A 15259-nucleotide genomic window follows, 5' to 3' on the forward strand; every position below is an offset into this window, starting at 1 on the left:
CATTGTTCGTGCTTTTTCGTATGGCCGCTTGACGGTGCGACCGGAACGGCAGTGAACGCCGGTTGCGCCGGCCACCGAATGGAAATAAACGGCCAGAACCAATAGGGTTCCGTGTTATGACTGCAATGCCGATTCAAACTGCCGGGAGGAGCGCGTATTGGCGCTGAAGAAAAGACCGGTTCCTCGCGAAAAGCCGCTGCCTGACGCAGAAATCCACTCGGAAGGCTTCCGGCAGACGCGTGAAGCGCGCCGCAGCGCGCTGGTCGAGGATTATGTCGAGCTCATCGCCGACCTGATCGAGGACGGCAACGAGGCGCGCCAGGTCGACATCGCGGCACGGCTCGGCGTCGCCCAGCCGACGGTGGCAAAAATGCTCACGCGGCTGTGCGCCGACGGGCTGGTCTCTCGGAAACCCTATCGCGGCGTGTTCCTGACCGATGCCGGCCGCAAGGTTGCGGAAGAGAGCCGCATTCGCCACCAGACGGTCGAGGCTTTCCTGCGCTCGCTCGGCGTCAGCGCCGAGACGGCGCGGATCGACGCCGAAGGCATCGAGCACCATGTCAGCGCCGAGACGCTCGAAGCCTTTCGCAAGGCAATAATCGCCGCCCGCTGATTGATCGAAGCGATATGCAGTGCGACTGACCTGCTCACTCGTTCGTATCCTGCACCCAGTTGCGCGGGTGACCATCGACGCGAAACTGGAAGATGAAATAGGGTGGGATGCAAGTGCCCTTGCCGGGCTTTGCTTCCGGCAGATCGTCAAAACCGGCGGTGCAGATATAGTCCTCGCGGCAGGGATGGGCCTTGTCGCAAGCGCGCAGGCCAGCGGTCTTGGTGAATTCCCTGGTGCAGAATTTGTGGTCCTTGCCGGAGCCTATGCAGTCGTTGAAGCCGGTCTTGGCGAGGCGGCCGCAGCTTGCCTCGTCGGGCAGCTTTTCGCAGGTCGCCTTGCGCAGCATGCCGCCGGGAAAGCCGCCAGTCTTCTGCTCGGGATTATCGTAACGCTGGCGCGCCGCGCCATAGCCGGCGAGCTTTATCGGCGGTTTTCTATCCCTGGCCGGGTCGATGGCGCAGGCCTTCGCGGTTGCCGGTGACAGACGGCAATATTGGTCGTTGCCCCATTTCGACATCCTGATCTCGCCGAACTCCACCGGATCGCCAACCGCGGTGCCGGCCTCGCTGACGCAGGTACCAAAGCCCGGATGGATGGCGCTCTCGTGGACCCCGGCGCAACGCAGGCCTTCGTCGCAGGTCCAGTCTGCGAAACTTGGGTCGGTGCCGCGATAGCAGATCGAGCCCCATCCATTGTAGAGATCGGTGCCTTTCAGCGCTTCGGCGTATTTTGCCTCCGGACGGCCGGCAAAGCCGCGGCTGAAATCCGGGTGTCTGCCAGCGGCGAACGACTCGACAATGGCGCGGCGGCGCGGCAGGTCGGCAAAAAACACAGCCGAGCCCGGCACGAACACCGCGTTGCGGCGCGGTTCGCTGGCCGGGTCGGCGCCGGTGTAATGGAACCCGGCGATGCCGTGCGTCTGGTGACAGCCGGTGCAGGTCATCTCGTTGAGGCGCAGATTGAAGCCGGCCACCGATTTGACGGTGCGAAGCGTATTGCCCTTTGCGACATAGTCCTTGAGCGCTTTGTCGATAGCATCGTCGTCGAGCAGCCCAAAAGCCAAATTGTTTTGCGACCGGCTCATACCGCCGGGTGCCACCGAAACCGCGGTGGTCGCGAGGAATTTTTCGTCGATCACCAGGCGGCCACGGTCGAGATCATAGATGTTGCGGTCGGTGAGCAGCCATCTTTCGAAGGTTTGCCTGTCGGCCAGCACCAGCTTGCGGTCGATCTGGTTCTCCATTTTCGCTTCCTGGAAAATGGCTTTGGCTGGGTCCCACTTGAATACCTTCAACAGATACTCGGCGTGGCCGCCGAAATCGCGCCGGCTCGAAGCCGATAGGCGCACGACCTGCATGTTGAGCTCGAGCCGCATGATCTGCGAAGAATTCAACATCGCGCTGGAAAGCGGGCCTTCTTCCGAGCGCAGCCAGACCGCCAGTTGATCCGGCTCCAGATTCTTCTGCCCGGCGACAAGCCAGCGCTTCGCCACGTCCGCGCAGGAACCGTTAGCCGAGCGCGGACGGTCCTTCGAGGCGCGAGTCTGTGCCGAAGCCGGTATGGCGTTGAAGACCAGGCTCAGGGTCAGCGGCAGGCGCGACGAGATGCGTTGCCCAGGCTTCTCCTCGACCGAATAGTGGAAGCGGTAGATCAGCCTGATCTCGCCGCATTCGGTGTGGCCGAGATAGCCGCGATCCATGCGATTGACGATGCCGGTCAGGTCCAGCGTCGAACCGTCGTCGTCGATGTATTTCGGATTGAACTTCTGGGTGATGTCTTTCGAGTTTGCCAGAGCGGCTACATAGGAGTCGGGGCTGTTCCTTGGTTCGTCTACGATCTGCTGTTTGACGGCGTTGCGGACCGGGCTCAGCGCGCGCACCGAAAACAGCCCGCGATTGTCGACGTCGCGTGTCAGTCCGAGCGCTGGCCCAAGCAGACGGCTGATCGATAGCCCGCCGCGCTCGAGCGCCTGCAAGGTCTCGGGATCGGTGATTGCGACACTGGAATCGAGAGTGACGGCGCTGGCCGGCGCGGGGCCTAGGCAAGACAATGCCGCAAACAGCAACAGAACCCGCCCGATCATCCGCAAGCGCCCCCTCGCTTCCACAGCCACGGTGGATGCTACAGACCTTGCGACGTCTAAGCCAGAGCAGACCCGCGTCAGCCGGCATTGCTTGTTAGCGCGAAAAATACTGTGACTTGGCGTAACCATTGGGATAATTGTTTGCTGGGTTGGAACCGGCCAGGACATCGGCGGGTTGATTGCAAACATGCATCACGGGGTTGCCATGCTCTGGAAGGGCCGTCGTCAGAGTGACAATGTCGAGGACGAGCGCGGCCAGAGCGGCGGGCTTGGCGGCGGGCCGGGGCAGTTTCGCATCCCGATCGGAGGTCGCGCCGGCGGCGGCGGCATGTCGGGCATCATCATCGTAGGATTGATTTTCCTGGCAGGGTGGTATTTCGGCTTCGACCCGAGTCAGATCCTCGATAACAGCGGCTTGCAGCCCGGCGGCGGCGGCCAGATCACCGACAATAGCGGCGAGCAAGGCGGCGGTACCGGTGCGCCGGCCTCCGACGAGATGAAGCAGTTCGTGTCGACCGTGCTGGCCGAGACCGAGGATACCTGGACTGGTATTTTCCAGTCCGAGGGCCTGACCTATCAAGATCCAAAACTGGTCCTGTTCAGCGGCCAGATTCGCTCCGCCTGCGGTTCGGCCTCGTCAGCGGCCGGACCATTCTACTGTCCCAACGATCGCAAGGTCTATCTCGATACCACCTTCTTCCAGCAACTCGATCAGCAGTTCGGTGCCTCGGGCGATTTCGCACAGGCCTATGTTATTGCGCATGAGGTCGGCCATCACGTGCAGAACCTCGTCGGCATCCTGCCCAAATTCAACCAGATGCGGCAGAATATGAGCGAGGCCGACGCCAACCACATGTCGGTGCAGGTCGAGCTGCAGGCCGACTGCTTTGCCGGCATCTGGGCACATTTCACCGGCCAGAAGGGCATTTTGGAACAGGGCGACATGGCGGAGGCATTGAACGCCGCAAAGCAGATCGGCGACGACACGCTGCAGAAGAAGATGCAGGGCTACGTCGTGCCGGAAAGCTTCAACCACGGCACGTCGCAGCAGCGGCAGGCCTGGCTGGCGCGAGGCTTCCAGAACGGCAAGCTTTCGGACTGCGACACGTTCAACAATCCGATCTGAGCCGACGGTTTTCTCGCGAATCCGAGAGACTGGATAGCAGTCAGGGGATGTCAGGATGAAAACACCCTGCCCGTTCCCTCATTGTTCCCAGCGATGTGTTCGCCTATAAGGTGCGTTCGCCTTCGCCCCAGGCGGCCCGAGGAGATACCATCATGATAGACCCCAAAACCGCCAGGCGGGGCCTTGCGCTTGTTTTCACCACCCTGCTGCTCGACATCATCGGCTTCGGCATCATCATGCCGGTGCTGCCGGCCTATCTCAGAGAATTGACCGGCGTCGGCATCAGTGAGGCGGCTATCGAGGGCGGCTGGCTGTTCTTCGCCTATGCGGCGATGCAGTTCATTTTCGCACCAGTGATGGGCGGGTTGAGCGACCGGTTCGGACGGCGGCCGATTCTGCTCGCCTCGGTGCTGACGTTTTCCATCGACAATCTGATCTGCGCTATCGCCTGGTCCTATCCGATGCTGTTCATCGGCCGGGTGCTGGCCGGCATTTCCGGCGCCAGCTATTCCACGACATCAGCATTCATTGCCGATATCTCGACCGACGAAAATCGTGCGAAGAATTTCGGGCTGCTCGGCATTGCTTTCGGCGTCGGCTTCGTCATCGGGCCGGTCCTGGGCGGGTTGCTCGGCACGTTCGGGCCGCGCGTGCCGTTCTATTTCGCTGCCGGGCTTGCCTTCGTAAACTTTTTGATCGCGCTGTTTCTGTTGCCGGAAACGCTTGATAGCAAGCATCGTCGCCGCTTCGAGTGGAAACGCGCGAACCCGGTCGGCACGCTCGTCCAGATGCGCAACTACGAAGGCATCGGCTGGATCGGGCTTGTCTTCTTTCTGATGACGCTGGGGCACATGATGTATCCTGCGGTCTGGTCGTTCGTCTCCAGTTATCGCTATGGCTGGAGCGAACAACAGATCGGCTTCTCGCTCGGTGCCTTCGGCCTGTGCGGGGCTATCGTCATGGCGACGGTCCTGCCGCGCGTGATCCCCAAGCTCGGTGAGTGGAAGACGGCGGTAATCGGTCTGGCATTTACGGCACTCAGCGCCTTCGGCTACGCATTCGCGTCGCAAGGCTGGATGATCTATGCAGTGATCGTCGTCGGCTGCCTCGAGGCGTTGGCCGATCCGCCGCTCAGAAGCCTTGCCGCCGCCAAGGTGCCGCCTTCGGCACAAGGCGAACTCCAGGGCGCGATGACGTCGATCTTCTCGATCACCTCGATCATCACGCCGCTGCTTTATACGGCGATCTTTTCCTGGTTCACGGGGCCGAACGCGCCCGTGACCTTCGGCGGCGCACCCTACCTGCTCGGCGCGATTTTCCTGACGCTGGCGCTCATCGTCTTCGTCACGAAAGTAGCCAAGCCGGCGGCGCTCAGAAACGTCACGTCCGGCGTTGCTGAAGACGGAGCACAGATATGAGCCATGACGGCCGCATCGCCCTGACCAAGGACGGGCTGTGGAGACAGATCCGGCCAACGAAATGCCCGTCACACTGGTTCTTCGGGAGCCTTCTTCTCTTTGCGCGACTTAAACAGACCGGTTGACCGGTTTTCATTGAAAAAAGGCGATAGGAATGAGGGCAACAACGCAACTCCGGTAATCGCGCAGTCCGGCCTCGAGGCATTCGCGCCGCATTTTGTAACTCTGACCATTCGAACTCCCGCCCTAGTTTACGTCAGAAGCAACAAACGCGGGGCCTGGATCGAAGACGAGAGGAGAGCAACATGTTGAACCGGATACTTCATCGCGCGGCGCTCATGGCTGTGGCTGTCTGCGCGGTGCTCGTTGTAGTGGCGGCTCATGCGGCGCCTGCTGGACGGGCAGGTCAGGTGCCGCCCGGGTTCACCTCGGCCAAAGCCGCGGTGAACGGCAGCAGCATGCACTACCTGCGTGGCGGGCACGGACCAGCCCTTATCCTGGTGCATGGATTTCCGGAAGATTGGAACGAATACCAGGCCGTCATGCCGAGACTGGCGCAACGCTTCACCGTCGTTGCCGTCGACCTGCCCGGCATAGGCCGCTCGGAGCCTGCCAGGGGCGGCTATGAAGCCGCCAATCTTGCGGCGCAGATCCATGGGCTTGCCGACGCTCTGCATCTGGAAAAACCCTATGTGGTGGGTCACGACCTTGGCGGCATCGTCACCTATGCCTATCTCAGGCGCTTTCCCGACACGCTGCGCGGTGCGATGATCCTCGATGTTCCGATGCCCGGCATCGACGGCTGGGACAAGGCGATATCAGGCACGTGGCATATCGGTTTCATCCAGGCGCCCGGCGGCCTCGCCGAAAAGGTGGTTCCCGGTCGGCAGGCCGCCGTGCTTGGCTGGTTCCTCGACTTCGGCAAGTTCACCAGGCAGGAACGCAAATACTATTTTCGCATCTATCGAGCGCCTCAACTGCATGCCGCGTTCGAGATCTACCGCGCCTTCCCCAGCGATGCCGAATGGAACGCCGCCCAGACGGCGCCGAGCACCGTTCCGCTCGTCATCGCCTTCGGCCAGAAGTCCCCCTTTGTTGCGCTGCTGCCGACCTTCCTCGCCGGCTACCGCGCCAAGGGCATGAGCCATGTCGAGCGCGCCGAGATCCCCGATGCGAGCCACTATGTACTGGCCGACAATCCTGATGCGGTTGCCGAGCTGATCGAGAAGCGCGCCGGCGCCGGCGCGCCATGACCGGGATCAGCTAAAACCAAGGGAGAAGAAGCCGCAAACCAGTGTAGCATCACCTGGTGCTCAATCCATTCACTTGGAATGTCGAGCGCCTTGACCAGCATTGCACCTCTCTGCGCCGATAGTTTGCGGTGATTGGACCCCAGGTCCGACAGAAAACCCTGGCTGACGCCGATCATGGCCGCCAAATCGGCTTGCGTCAGCCGCCGCCAGTTGCGCAGTGCCTTGAGCCGGCTGGAGCCCCGCAAGATGTCCATGGTCACGTCCGCGGGCAGTGCCCTTTCCGCTCGGAGATCAGCCTTACGCTCGTCGTAGATCGCCGCATCGGCAGCGTCTTCCAGAGCTTCTTCGGCGGCACGCAAAAGGATCTCGTAGTCCGCCTTGGGATAACGACCAGTTCCTCGCCGGTTGGGGTCTTGATAATTTGCGGGGCGTTCATGGTGTTCTGTCCTACTATGGCCGACGGTAGGTTGTCGTTTCGCGTGTGCCGACATAGACCGCAAGGATCGTGGCGCGGTCTTCGTCAAATATGACTCGGTAGCGACCGATCCGAAGTCTGTAACCTTTCCTGCCGACAAGACGCTTGGTATCTCCGCGACCGCCGACTGCGTAAGAAATCGGACCTTCCGAGACCTGCTCGCGGACGTCCGGCGGCAAGTTGTCCAGATCACGCGCCGCCGAAATATTATAGCTGATGCATCCGCTTGGTCAGCGCTCGGCCAGTGCCGGCTCGCCACGCTTTTCGCGGATCAGGTTGACGAAACGGCGGAACAGATAGTGCGAATCCTGCGGGCCGGGCGAGGCTTCGGGATGATGCTGGACCGAGAAGACCGGCTTGCCGGTGAGCGCGATGCCGCAATTCGAACCGTCGAATAGCGAGACATGGGTTTCCTCGACGCCGCTCGGCAATGAGTCGGCGTCGACGGCAAAGCCGTGGTTCATCGAGACGATCTCGACCTTGCCGGTGGTGTGGTCCTTGACCGGATGATTAGCGCCGTGGTGGCCCTGATGCATTTTTGCGGTCTTGCCGCCCAGCGCCAGCGCCAGCATCTGGTGGCCGAGGCAGATGCCGAACAGCGGGATATCGGTCTTCAACAGATCCTGGATGACCGGAACGGCGTAGTCGCCGGTGGCTTCCGGATCACCGGGGCCGTTGGATAGAAAGATGCCGTCGGGCCGCATCGCCAGGATCTCCTCGGCGCCGGTCTTGGCCGGCACCACGGTGACCCTGGCGCCGAGGCCGGCAAGCAGGCGCAATATGTTGCGCTTGACGCCATAATCGATGGCAACGACGTGCATCGACGGGTCGGCCTGTTCGCCAAAGCCCTCGTTCCAGGCCCAGGGTGTCTCGCGCCAGACCGAGGATTGGCCGGAGGTGACCCCCTTGGCCAGATCAAGCCCGATAAGCCCCGACCATGCGGCGGCGCGGCGCTTGAGGTCATCGATGTCGAAGATACCGTCTGAGGCGTGCGCGATAACGGCATTGGGCATGCCCTTTTCGCGGATCAGCGCGGTCAGCGCGCGCGTGTCGATGCCCGAAAGTGCAACGATGCCGCGCTTCTTCAGCCACTGGTCGAGACCGGTTCCGGCGCGGTAATTCGACGGGTTGGTGACATCGGCCTTGAACACGGCGCCGACGGCGCCGGCGCGGGCCAGCGGATTGAGATCCTCGATGTCTTCGTCATTGGTGCCGATATTGCCGATATGCGGAAAGGTGAAAGTGACGATCTGGCCGGCATAGGAGGGGTCCGTGAGGATCTCCTGATAGCCGGTCAGCGCGGTGTTGAAGCAGACCTCGGCAACGGCGGAGCCGGAAGCGCCCAGACCACGGCCCTCGATGACGGTGCCGTCGGCCAGCACCAGCAGAGCGGTCGGCTTCTCGGTGGCCCAAGGGGGGGTCGATGCGGCGGTCATCGTTGCCATGGCGGCACTCCTAAAGGCTGCGCTCCTCAATCGGCGCAACAAAAAGCGCGAAGCGGCAATCTCACAGCCTCGGCGCGCTGCATGTCGTTGCCCCAAAACCGCTACGCACTTTTGGGCGACGTGCACTAGAATTCAATTCATGCAAGGCACAGTACATAGGGGAAGGCGCCAAGGCGGTCAATGATGCCGCGCCGTACGTGCCTGGATTTATTTCGTCGAACAATATCAGGGATTTGCCGGACAGACTTGAATTTGCCTTGGGCTTTCGGCACGGCTATTGTCCGCCGCATTCGAAGGAGAAAGCACCATGCGAGGCAAAATCGCCGAATCCCTGAAGAGCGCGATGAAGGCACAGGACAAGCGCCGGCTGCCGACATTGCGGCTGATCCAGGCGGCCATTCATGATCGCGACATCGCCAATCGCGGCGCCGGCAAGGAGCCGGCCAGCGACGACGAGATCCTGCAGATCCTGGCCAAGATGGTGAAGCAGCGCGAGGAATCGGCCAAGGCGTTCGATGACGGCAAGCGGCCGGAACTTGCCGCGCAGGAGCGCGACGAGATGGCGATCATCCGCGACTTCCTGCCGACGCAACTGGGCCAGGCCGAGACGGAAAGCGCCGTCCGTTCCGCTATCGCCGAGACAGGTGCCAGCGGCGTCAAGGAGATGGGCAAGGTGATGGCGGCGCTCAAGGAGAAATATGCTGGCCAGATGGATTTCTCCAAGGCGAGCGGCATCGTCAAGAGCCTGCTTCAGTAGGGATTTTTCCCGCCTTAGCGGTGCTCATGAGACTCGAAGAGACCATCGCGAGGAGCCAGGCCAGGAGCGGGCGGAGCGGACGGCAGTTCGCACCGACATGTTCATCGCCACGGCCGCGCGAATGAACCTGTATGTTCGACGTCTGGCGTCTCACGACGGCATCGATGCGGCGAGCCGTTTGCTTGTTAGGCCTCGTGCCGATGCCGGGCGGCAACGTCTCAAGTCGAGGAGGAACCTTCCTCCCTGCGGACACGTTTGCGAGACGATCATGCGAAAATGGAGCTTCGATTTGGCGGCGCGTTTGTTGAATATTATCGGTGCGGCCACGAGTGCCGGCGCCTATTCGCCGGGTCAGGAACAGGCGCCCGCGGCCTTTCGGCGAAATGGGCTCGCGGAAGCGATCACGAACCGAGGCAGATCCATCAGGGATCATGGCGATGTTGCATCGTTCCGATGGCGACCGGACCCTTCGCGGTCGCAGGCTATGAACCTGGAAGCCGTGCGCGACGCCTGTGAGTTAGTCGCAAGCCACGTAGCGACGGCGATCGCAGCGCAGGAAGACGTGCTTGTTTTAGGTGGCGATTGTACTGTGGAACTGGGGACGGTCGCCGGGGCGAATGCGGCCGGCGCGCGGATCGGACTCGTTTACATTGACTTCGACGCCGATCTCAACACACCTGACACGAGCGACGGCGCCTTGGACTGGACCGGCGTCGCCCATCTGCTCGATATCCATGGATGCGAGCCTTCGCTCGCGAGGCTCGGCCCGACCCGCCCGATGCTCGTGCCTCAGCAACTCCTCTATTTCGGCGTCGAGAACATCACCCCGCCCGAAGCGGCCGTGATCGGAAATGACGCGATCAAGATCATATCGCGTGAGGAAGCTTTGAGTGACATCGAGGCGGCGTCGGCGCGCGCGGCCGAATGGGCGGCGCGCTTTGACTGCGTGCTTATCCACTTCGATGTCGATGTGCTCTCCTTTATCGATTTTCCGATTGCGGAGAATGTGCGCCGTTGCGACGGTCTCAAACTGGAGCAAGTCGCCTTTGTCCTAAAGCAGCTGACAGCCCTGCCGCAATGGCGCGGCCTGACCATCACAGAAGTTAATCCGGCCCATGCGCCAGACGAGTCCGCAGCGTTCGCACGCTTGAATGAGGTGCTTGCAGACGCCCTTGGATAGTTCGAGATCCATCTCACGGTCGTTCGCCGGCAATTGGCCGGCTTGCTTCATCCAAGCGGGGCCAGCCTTATGCGCCCGGTCGCAATCATTGCGCGACATGGGCGCAATGCGGAAAACTTGGGAATTGCGGTCGATGGCGGGGCAGTTTTGTCGTCGCTACAGCCGCACGCCCGCCGTTGAGGGCGGACAGCCAAAAGCTCGCGCTCATGATCGAACTCGTCAAACCGGCGTTTGAACACCTGCCGTCCTACAAGGCGGCCCTCGAGCGCGGCTGGTCGCCGGACAATGTGCGGCTGCTCGACGCGACGCGCGAGCAGCTTGCGGCTATCGAAAAGGATCCAGCGACTTTCCTTGCCGATCTCGACGATCCTGAAGGTAAGGGACCGCCGATCGCCTTGCCGGACGGTTCGACGGTGCCGCGGCTGCCTGGATTTCGGCGCTGGATCTGGGACGGGGAAGTCTCAGGCTCGATCGGCTTGCGCTGGCAGCCCGGAACCGCGGCGCTGCCATCGCACGTGCTCGGCCACATCGGCTATGCGGTGGTGCCGTGGAAACAGGGATGCGGCTATGCGACGGAGGCGCTGCGGCTGATGCTGGAGGAGGCGAGGGCGGTTGGCCTGCCCTTCGTCGAAATCACCTGCAAGCCTCACAATGTGCCCTCGCAGAAGGTCGTTCTGGCCAATGGCGGCGGGCTCGTCGGGCGTTTCTTCGAGGATGCTTCCTATGGCGGCGCGGAAAGCCTGCGTTACCGGATCGATCTGTAGCCCTATTCGGCGGCAGCCGGCAGCGGCGGCGCAGCCCGGCTCCGCCATTCCCAGACATGCGAGGCAAGCGCAACCGCGACCGCGACCAGCATGGCGATCGCGCCAACCACCGGCAGGCTGCGATAGCCATAGCCGGCATTGAGCACCGCCGCGCCGAGCGATGCGGCGAGCGCGATGCCGACATTGAAGCCCGACGGAATGAGCGACGAGGCGAGATTGGAGGCGTCCGCGGTCCAGGTCAGGATGCGGGTCTGGATCGGCGTGCCGATGGCGAAGTTGAGGCCGCCCCAGACGAAGATCGCCATCACCATCGGCAGTGGGTAAGAACTGACGGCGTAGATCAAGGCGAGCACTACCGCCTGCAGGAAAAGCATGACGATGAGCGACGGCATCAGCTTCCAGTCGGCGAGGCGCCCGCCGACGAAGACGCCGATCGTCGCGCCGACACCGTTGAGCAGGAGCACCCAAGGTATCCATTTCTCGTCGAGGCCGGTGAGCTCGAGCAGCGTCGGCGTGATGTAGGTGAACAGGCCGAACTGGCCGATCATCAGCATCAGCATCATGATGAGCGAGGTCCAGACCTGCTGGCGTGCGAGCACGCGTACCTCGCTGCCAAGGCTGACGGACGGGCTCGACGATCCTGTCTTGCGCGGCAGCAGGGCGCCGATGGCGGCGAAGGCCACCACGCCGAGAGCGCACATCACCCAGAATGTCGCACGCCATCCCCAGATGTTGCCGATTGCCGTGCCGGCCGGAACGCCGATGACATTCGATACGGTGAGGCCGGACAGGATCAGCGCCACCGCCATGCCGCGCTGGTCTTCGCGCACGAGGCCGACGGCCACCACCATGGCAACGCCGAAATAGGCGCCGTGTGCCACGGCCACCGCAATCCGCAACAGCAGCATCGAGGCGAAGTCGGGCGCCAGCGCGCAGGCCGCCTGGCCGATGGTAAAGGCTGCAGTCAGTCCAAGCAGCAGGGCCTTGCGGGAGAACCTTTTGGTGGCGAGCGCCAGCAGCGGGCCGCCGACTGCAATGCCGCCGGCATAGCCGGAAACGAGATAGCCGGCGGTCGGGATCGCGACGCCAAGGCCATCCGCCACCTGCGGCAGCACGCCGGCGATGACGAATTCGGTGGTGCCGAAGGCGAAGGCGGCAATGAACAGGGCAATGAGGGGAAGCATGGCGGGAAGGCGATCCTCGGATAAGGTGACCTCAAACCACGGATAAGGGCACCGGGCAATTCAGAAATTGGCGACGCCGCTTTAGATTTTCTTTGTCACCGGTCAGGTGCCGGCCGCGGCGGCAAGAGCTACGCGGCCGCCTTCCTTCCGTAAGGAATTTTCAGCCACGCCCGCTCATGAAGGTAGTAGAGCAGCGACTTGGTGACGACCTCGGTCAGGCCGATGGCCGCAGCGAGCTTGATGCTTCCCGTCACGACGAGCGAAATGATCATCGTGTCGATGGTACCGGTGACACGCCAGGAAAGCGCCTTGGCGAAGCTGCGAGAATGGGTGTCCATCTACTTTCCTTCCGGTAGATCTGGCGATCTTTAGCCGACAGACAGGAGGTGGCGCAAAGGTAATTTTGCGCATTGGCTCACAGCATAGGCGAGCTTCTGAAGCTACCGGCCTGTGGACGCAATCTATCCGGCCTTCAGCCGCGAACCGGTTAGCAGGCCGCGTTCCTCAAGCACGGGATAGGCCATCGAGGCGAGCAGCGAGTTGATCTGCTTGAGGTCGCGAATGGTGTCGAGATGGATGGAGCTGGTCTCGACGCTCTTGGCGGTGCCGTCGCGCAGCCGCACGAAATGGCTCTGGCTGGTTTCCTTCTCGCGGTCGCGCAGCCGGTCCTTTTCCAGCACCAACTGGCGAGCGGTCTCCGGATCGCGGGACACCAGGACGTTGAAGGCCAGCCTGGCATTGGCAAGCACCAAGGCGTGGAAGGCGCAAAGCTCGCGCCAGCCTTCCGGCGTGAACTCCAGTCCGCGCTCGAATTTCTTCTTCACATGGACCAGCATGTTGCGCACGATGATGTCGCCGACCTGCTCCAGCTTGACGCAGGCGCCGATCAGCTCCTGGCAACGCAGGGCCTCGTCCTCGCTCAGCGGGTTCTTGGTGACCTTGGCGAGATAGAGCTTGATCGCCGCGTGCTTCCTGTCGACACGGTCGTCGAGCGCGGCCAGCGCACTGATCTTGTCGGCGTCGGCGCTCTCATAGAGTTCGATGATCCGTTTCAGCATGATCTCGACCGTCTCGCAGACCCGCACTACCTCGCGGGTGGCATTGGCGAGTGCTTGGCTCGGCACGTCGAGCGCACTTTCGTTGAGCGCCGAAAGCTCGATGACGTCGAGCGCGTTGGCGGGCTGGGGCCTGGTGCCCAGCGCCACGATCTTTTCCGAGGCACGATAGACCAGGCGCGCCAGCGGCAGGCCGGCGATCAGGATCAGGATATTGAAGACGATGTGGGCATTGACGATCTGCTCGGGCACGGTGCTGCCCAAGAAGGCGACTGGCGGCTTGAACGTCAGGAACAGGATCAGCATGATCAGAGAGCCCATGCCGCGCATCAGGAGATTGCCGATCGGCACGATGCGAACGCCGGGTTCTGCGTTGCGGGTTAGAAGCGGCGCGATGATCGAAGAGCCGAGATTGACGCCGAGCACCAGCACGATGCCGAGTTCGGGCGGGATGAAACCGCGGCCGGCGAGCGTCACCATAAGCAGCACCGCGGCGATCGAGGAATGGAACAGCCAGGTGACCAACGCCGCCAGAAGGTAGGCGGTGACCGGATCGCCGGAGAAGTAATCGACGATGAGCGGCATCAGCGTGCTCTGGCGCAGCGGCTCCGACGCCTGGCCGATCATCTCCAGCGACAGAAGCAGCAGGCCGATGCCGACCAGGATGCGGCCGAACTGGCGCCAGTCGCGCCGCTCGGTGGCCATGAACATGACGGTGCCGGCGACCAGGCAGACCGGTACCAGCAGCGACAGATCGAAGGTAAGCAGCTTGACCACCAGCGCCGAGCCGATCTCGGCACCGCGCACCGCAAGCTGGCCCGACATGCCGCTGACAATGCCGGAGCCGGCGAATGAGCCGACTAGCAAGGTAACGGCGGTCGAGCTTTGCAGCGCGACCGCCAGGCCGCAGCCGGCCAGAACCGCCATGAAGGGATTGCGCATGGTGGCGCGCAGTTTGTGGCGCAGCACATCGCCATAGGCGCGCTCGACGCCGGTCTTCACCAAACGGGTAGCAAACAGCATCAGTGCCACCGCACCGGCAAGGTGCAGCAAAACGACGGAGCCACTCATGCCAGGCCCCGCAACGCGACAGGTGCCAGCGACGCGGGCGCCGTGACGTCAAGGGGGCAAAAGTGGGCGCGAATCGTGGACATTGCAGAGGTTGATATTACTCCGATTTATTTTAGCCGAATAATAAATTTTGCCCGGTTCGGACGCCTGTTGGCACGCGACGGGGCGTGTCGGAAATGGATGGTCGGCAAAATGGTTGCATTGGCTGCGAGGCTGCGGACGGTCACGCAGCCAGCCCGAATGATCGCTTTAAAGATAGTGCTGAATTAGGCGTGCTAAATGTAAGAAATCATTACGAAAACGTAATCTCTGCGTTCAGTTTCGGTTCATCGTTCCGGCTCTATTCCAGAGGCATCGACAACCAAGGAGTACCCGCTATGAAACGCATCGTTTTTTCTGCCATTGCCTTCTCGATGCTGGCTGCAACGGCCTTGCAAGGCCAGGCTGCACCGCTGAACACACCAAACGCGCCGCAATCGAGTTATAGCCAGGTCGACTGGCAAAAGCCCGGCAGGCATGTCGACGTGAACAAGCAGGTCGAGGTGAACAAGCGCGTCGTAGTGACGAAGAAGATCGTCGTGAAGCGCAGCCATTGGCGCAACGGCCAGAGATATTCGAGCTGGAAGCGTCACCAGCCGATCCGCGACTATCGCCACTATGGCCTGCGCCGTCCCGGTCCCGGACAGGAGTGGATCCGGGTCGGCAACGACTATCTGCTGGTCAGCGTTCTCTCCGGCCTGATCTTCGGCGCCATCGCCGCGCAGTAGGTGCGGAACGGCTGACCGGCGCTGCGCCGGATTAGATCGAGAAGGCGGCCCGCGGGCCGCCTTGTCTT

At 62.2% G+C, this 15259-nt stretch carries 14 protein-coding genes; 8 read left to right on the forward strand and 6 right to left on the reverse strand.

Annotated features, from left to right (window positions below; genetic code table 11):
* The first annotated feature begins 157 nt into the window (after positions 1–157).
* Positions 158–613: a manganese-binding transcriptional regulator MntR gene (gene mntR / locus NKI22_RS15375; RefSeq protein ID WP_023678308.1), complete on the forward strand. Its 456-nt coding sequence runs from the start codon at positions 158–160 to the stop codon at positions 611–613.
* A 34-nt stretch (positions 614–647) separates the two neighbouring features.
* Here the strand turns inward: mntR and NKI22_RS15380 are convergent, their stop codons facing one another.
* Positions 648–2696, reverse strand: a complete 2049-nt coding sequence (locus NKI22_RS15380; protein WP_352639943.1) for a hypothetical protein — start codon at positions 2694–2696, stop codon at positions 648–650.
* 205 nt (positions 2697–2901) lie between these two features.
* On the opposite strand from NKI22_RS15380, the gene ypfJ reads away from it, so the two are divergent.
* From ypfJ to NKI22_RS15395, 3 genes are all read left to right on the forward strand, one after another.
* Positions 2902–3822, forward strand: coding sequence for a KPN_02809 family neutral zinc metallopeptidase (gene ypfJ, locus NKI22_RS15385; protein ID WP_023719351.1), 921 nt, complete (start codon positions 2902–2904; stop codon positions 3820–3822).
* 152 nt (positions 3823–3974) lie between these two features.
* Positions 3975–5240 carry a TCR/Tet family MFS transporter gene (locus tag NKI22_RS15390; protein ID WP_023719350.1) on the forward strand — a complete coding sequence of 422 codons (1266 nt, stop codon included), beginning with the start codon at positions 3975–3977 and terminating at the stop codon, positions 5238–5240.
* Positions 5241–5545: 305 nt separating this feature from the next.
* Positions 5546–6493 carry an alpha/beta fold hydrolase gene (locus NKI22_RS15395; protein ID WP_352592395.1) on the forward strand — a complete coding sequence of 316 codons (948 nt, stop codon included), beginning with the start codon at positions 5546–5548 and terminating at the stop codon, positions 6491–6493.
* Here the strand turns inward: NKI22_RS15395 and NKI22_RS15400 are convergent.
* Positions 6421–6852: a helix-turn-helix domain-containing protein gene (locus NKI22_RS15400; RefSeq protein WP_352639942.1), complete on the reverse strand. Its 432-nt coding sequence runs from the start codon at positions 6850–6852 to the stop codon at positions 6421–6423. The genes NKI22_RS15395 and NKI22_RS15400 overlap by 73 nt on opposite strands.
* 346 nt (positions 6853–7198) lie before the next feature.
* Positions 7199–8413, reverse strand: coding sequence for a glutamine-hydrolyzing carbamoyl-phosphate synthase small subunit (gene carA, locus NKI22_RS15405; RefSeq protein ID WP_352815504.1), 1215 nt, complete (start codon positions 8411–8413; stop codon positions 7199–7201).
* 307 nt (positions 8414–8720) lie between these two features.
* Between carA and NKI22_RS15410 the strand changes: the two genes are divergently transcribed.
* The 3 genes from NKI22_RS15410 to NKI22_RS15420 all read left to right on the forward strand — a co-directional run bounded on the left by NKI22_RS15410 (position 8721) and on the right by NKI22_RS15420 (position 11114).
* Complete coding sequence (locus tag NKI22_RS15410) at positions 8721–9170, forward strand: GatB/YqeY domain-containing protein (protein ID WP_023719346.1); 450 nt, start codon at positions 8721–8723, stop codon at positions 9168–9170.
* 97 nt (positions 9171–9267) lie between these two features.
* The gene (locus NKI22_RS15415) at positions 9268–10350 is read left to right on the forward strand and encodes an arginase family protein (RefSeq protein ID WP_352715555.1); all 1083 of its coding nucleotides are present in this window, start codon (positions 9268–9270) and stop codon (positions 10348–10350) included.
* A gap of 206 nt (positions 10351–10556) precedes the next feature.
* Entirely contained in the window at positions 10557–11114 is a 558-nt protein-coding gene (locus NKI22_RS15420; protein ID WP_352639939.1) for a GNAT family N-acetyltransferase, read from the forward strand.
* A 2-nt stretch (positions 11115–11116) separates the two neighbouring features.
* On the opposite strand, the gene NKI22_RS15425 is transcribed toward NKI22_RS15420, so the two are convergent.
* The 3 genes from NKI22_RS15425 to NKI22_RS15435 form a co-directional block, all read right to left on the reverse strand.
* Complete coding sequence (locus tag NKI22_RS15425; protein WP_352639938.1) at positions 11117–12298, reverse strand: MFS transporter; 1182 nt, start codon at positions 12296–12298, stop codon at positions 11117–11119.
* 128 nt (positions 12299–12426) lie between these two features.
* Positions 12427–12636 (reverse strand): DUF2061 domain-containing protein, encoded by a 210-nt coding sequence (locus NKI22_RS15430; RefSeq protein WP_023678301.1) that lies wholly within the window; start codon positions 12634–12636, stop codon positions 12427–12429.
* Between the two features lie 123 nt (positions 12637–12759).
* Positions 12760–14424, reverse strand: coding sequence for a Na/Pi cotransporter family protein (locus NKI22_RS15435; protein WP_023719342.1), 1665 nt, complete (start codon positions 14422–14424; stop codon positions 12760–12762).
* A gap of 377 nt (positions 14425–14801) precedes the next feature.
* Here NKI22_RS15435 and NKI22_RS15440 point away from each other — a divergent pair, with 377 nt between their 5' ends.
* The gene (locus tag NKI22_RS15440; protein WP_352639937.1) at positions 14802–15191 is read left to right on the forward strand and encodes an RcnB family protein; all 390 of its coding nucleotides are present in this window, start codon (positions 14802–14804) and stop codon (positions 15189–15191) included.
* The last annotated feature ends 68 nt before the right edge of the window (positions 15192–15259 follow it).

Origin of the sequence: Mesorhizobium sp. M0778, from assembly GCF_040320105.1 — a bacterium.
GTDB lineage: Bacteria > Pseudomonadota > Alphaproteobacteria > Rhizobiales > Rhizobiaceae > Mesorhizobium.